General features: G+C 48.2%; 4 protein-coding genes. All 4 read right to left on the minus strand.

What is annotated here, in order from left to right; genetic code table 11:
- Positions 1-214: 214 nt before the first annotated feature.
- Complete coding sequence (locus GY843_RS19490) at positions 215-520, minus strand: hypothetical protein (protein WP_297312181.1); 306 nt, start codon at positions 518-520, stop codon at positions 215-217.
- Between the two features lie 633 nt (positions 521-1,153).
- A complete protein-coding gene (locus GY843_RS19495) occupies positions 1,154-1,912 on the minus strand; it encodes a cyclopropane-fatty-acyl-phospholipid synthase family protein (RefSeq protein WP_297312182.1) in 759 nt (252 codons plus the stop codon).
- A gap of 572 nt (positions 1,913-2,484) precedes the next feature.
- Positions 2,485-2,829 (minus strand): hypothetical protein, encoded by a 345-nt coding sequence (locus tag GY843_RS19500; RefSeq protein ID WP_297312184.1) that lies wholly within the window; start codon positions 2,827-2,829, stop codon positions 2,485-2,487.
- Between the two features lie 162 nt (positions 2,830-2,991).
- Positions 2,992-4,035 carry a DUF5050 domain-containing protein gene (locus GY843_RS19505; protein ID WP_297312186.1) on the minus strand — a complete coding sequence of 348 codons (1,044 nt, stop codon included), beginning with the start codon at positions 4,033-4,035 and terminating at the stop codon, positions 2,992-2,994.
- Between the last annotated feature and the right edge of the window lie 174 nt (positions 4,036-4,209).

The raw sequence follows: 4,209 nt of genomic DNA on the forward strand, positions 1-4,209 counted from the left end.
ACTGGAATCACTTCTGGATCTGACATATTTGTTGTTTCTTTCTCGTTTTGAGACATCTTTTTCTCTCCTCATCTCTTTATTATACCCTAAATTATTGAGAGGAGTTGTCTCACTTATATTAGCACATAGGGAGATAAGCCGCCCGCTTTTCAGGGTCGGCTTTATTGGGAGTTGGGTAGGCACGAGTAACAAGGTTCAGAGGTAAATCTAAGGGTTAATCTTGTTCGCTAATGTTAATGGTGTATTTTGTATCCCCGAAAGCTTTTACATAGAAGCGTAAGACTCCTTCATTATAAATTTCTACCTCAACTGATACATCTGAATCTTCTGATTCATCTTCAAACAAGATATTACCTTCATTATCCGCAATGTACAAGTCTAAATCGACATCCGTATCATCTGCTTCTAAATTGATATCATAGGAACCTTTGGTTAAAAAGATTTCGTGGCAATACTCTTCACCATCATCTGCCGCACCGTATACGCTCATATTGATGTTAGCTGTGTATGATTTCGCCATTTTATGTTCTCCTGTTGTGATAAGATTTTTTATTGACAATGATACATGATATTTGCAACCCGCGCTGTCAGCCGCTTAACCTTCAGCTTGGCTATTTGTTGACGTTGCCTCACACAATGCCAGCAATGACTGTTCATTCCGTCGCATAGCTCCGACTCGATTATTTATATGGCGTTCAACGGCAAAGCCGTCAGGTGCAACGCATTGTTATGCCAATATCCTGTTTTTACTACGTATTTCTTTCCTTTTTGCACATATAATTGCCGATTCCGATCCTTACAGAAAGGGCCGATATTTTTATGTTTTTTCTATCCCTCCTTTCTGCACGTATAATTGCCGGTTCCGCCCCTTTATTTTTGTCGCACCATAACTGCTGAACTAACCCGCCTTGTGGGTCAAGCGGACGAAAAATGGCAAACTTGTGACTCCTTTTCGGGTATCGCATTGCTCAGATCAAGAAATAGCAAGGTCAGGTTCAGCGATTGGTTGGTGTGCGGATCGCGGGTCAAGGGATTCACAATGTGACCGCAACGGATCTCAATCGGGATGCCAAATTGTTATCAAGCACAACTAGCGGGACGAACGAACCTCGCTGTAAGCTGCGTCAGCTTTAGCGAGTTGTTGGGCCGCCCGCTATCTGCCAGAAGCATCCTTCTTGAACTTGTAGATCGCCCATCCAAGCGTCTCCCGCCCCCACTTTAGGTAGTTTTCTCTATTCTTTCGTACTCGCTTCAACACCTCTCCCACGTCAGGATCACCCCGATGCTCGCTTGCCCACTCTGCTGCCGCATACCACTGCAACCCCTCATATCTATCCCAATCATCTTGGTTGCTTAGCAACGTGTAGACCAGTTCTAGCCCGAGCTTTTGCCCTATCTCTACATTCTCCAAGTGCGTCCCAAACGCACTCTGTTCTTGTTCGATGGCTTCCAAGTACTCTGCTGCTGGTTCTTGTCGCCAGTACGGCTCCCCCACGACCACCCATCCTCCTGGCGCTGCCATCTCGTTCAGCGCCTTGAGCGTCCCCTCGTGGCCGCCATAGATCCAACTCGCTCCAATGCAGGCCACTAGATCAAAACTCTCCGGTTCCTCCGGCTCATAATTCGCTCCGTCCATCTCCAAGAACGTCAACTGAGCATCTGGAATGCGTTCTCTGTGCTTTTCCCTGGCATCCGAAATATGGTGCGGCGAGAGATCGATTCCTATGCCTTCAATCTCATACCGTTCCGCCAGCCGGATGATAAACTCGGCCTTACCTGTGGCAATGTCAAGCACCCGTGTGCCTGGCTTTAACCGTAGCAGAGCAATCAGCTCCTCGAATTTCTCAACACTCATCGGGTTGCAGAGAACGTGTTCCCGGTGTGTTATGTCAAAGTACTTCCATCGGTCCATCTTTAACCTCCTGTTCAACCAGAACGTGTAACCACATTAGACAAAAAACTATACACCAAGCACCACCAAAAGTCAAATCCCCCAACCCAAAACCAGATGCAGGGAGCGCTGTCCCTGCACCCAATCAGAACAGCATCCCGACACCCGTCTCAAGTGATCGGGTCATCGGGATGCTCTTCGTTCCACATTGTGACCAACTCGTTGCTGGTCTTGCAATATTCTCGGCGTTAACAATGTGACCCCGAAACGCGCCTTCCTGATTCACCGCTCGATCTATGCGCTTGTTCGCCTTGACATTGTACCTGTATTCGCCGTCCAGGCCGATACTGAGTGTATAGATGGCGCTTCCGGTGCGGACCGGGCGTCCGTCCGGCAGCAGGCCGGTGAGGGTTTCGACCTCGCTTTCTTGTGCGTTCTTGGCCTGCAGAGAGGATGGGGTCTTTGGGTGTTGCTGCCTGCGGTTGTCAAGCGACGCACGTCTGGGTAGGGTACGGTTGGCAGAACAACCGGTTGTATCACTTTTTCAAGGTGCAACAGCTACACCAACAGCCTCGTGTTGCACCAACGATTTGTTAGGCTTGACGTTTGATTTTGATTTCAATTGATCTGAATAGATCTCGAATGTATTTACGATAGTAATTAAATATGTCGCCAATAATAAACCATTGAGAGGTTGTATAAGCTGTAACTACTGTACTATCACCTTTGTCTTGTATTGTAATTTTGAGTTGGGTGGAAAGAGTGAAGGGGGAATAGTCGTGTTCAATTGTTGTGTGAATAGTATCATCGTGTTGGATTATACGTGTATTGATATAGCTATACGCTTTTTGACCATCGTCAAGAATTTCATCCAATATAGTCCAGATATTTTCTTTTGACGTTTTGAAAGTTTCTGAATCTTGTCTTTTGACTGTCATGAAAACTGTCCTTTATGTTTATGGCCCACTAACGGCAAAGCTCAGGCGCGGCGCGGGTTACCCGTCGAGCCTTACCCTCAAAGACCCCTCACATAACCAAATCGCGTCCCGATACAAGGCTGCTCAGCGGCGTCGCCTGCAGCGCGGGTTGGGCGGCACCAACTATGGCTGCCAGCTAATGCAGCACTTGGACCCTGCATCGCGCGTTAGCTGCGTACGTGCTGAACCGTTTGCATTCATTATGAAGACCTGCTTGTCACCGAAGTCTCCAGACACGAATGCGATTCTTGCACCGTCAGGTGACCACTTTGGTGACATATCAGATGTCGAGTTATGGGTAAGCCTCACCTGATCCGAGCCATCTGCATTCATCTTGTAGATTTCCGAATTGCCATCACGGTCAGAGTAGAAAACAATCTGCCTGCCATCAGGCGACCAACTCGGCCAATCATCCTTGGTCGGAGTATTGGTCAGTATGATTTCATCTGAACCATCCACATTGGCTACAGCTATTTCATAGTTGTTGTCGTCAAGCATTGCACGGAAAGTGATTCTTTTGCTATCTGGTGACCAATCAAGGTACAATGAGCTGTACATACTGCTACCACGACTTTGGGCAACTTGGCGAACCTCTGTCCCATCCGCGTTGATCACATATATGACGCCTTTGCCATTCTCTTCTGCACCAAAGGCAATGTACTGACCATTTGGCGACCAGCGAGGTATGGTCAAAGAATAGTCGTGCACCTTCCTGCGCTCCGAGCCATCATCTCTCATCGTGTAAATCCCATCAGAGGAGGTAAAGACAACTAACTGGCCATCTGGTGACCATGAGAAATCGCTGCCGACATCGTACTTGCTACTCAAGTTCAGCAAGCCAGAGCCATCTATACTTACCTGATATACTTGACGAACAACCCCGTCATGGTCAGACAAGAATGCCACTTGCTGTCCATCTGGATGCCAGACCAGGTTCTCACAGTTGTGTGTATTGTCAGGCGCATTGGTCAAGCCCAGTGGACCTGACCCATCCGTGCCCACTATGTAGATCTCTTGACCTCTATCGCTTTCAGAGCAGTACAGAATTCTCTCTGTCAAGCCGTCCGGAGGATTAGTATTGACGTGGGGACGACATGCTACACAAGCGATAGCCACAGGAAAAGTCAGTAGAATTAACTGTATCTTGATCAAACTACTCTTGTCCATGTCACCTCCCTTTCATCCAGGCCGCTTGTGCCACCATCGCGGTAGGACTGCCAGTTACCCAGCAACCCCCGCACAGATCCCGGCGTGCGGTATTCCCGCACCGGGCTCTTCAGAAATACTCGCTTCCGCAATCCAGCCTAGAACAATTGAAGCTGTCTCGCCTTGGGCCGTCCT

The organism is Neptuniibacter sp. (assembly GCF_024231755.1).
Taxonomy (GTDB): domain Bacteria; phylum Pseudomonadota; class Gammaproteobacteria; order Pseudomonadales; family Balneatricaceae; genus Neptuniibacter.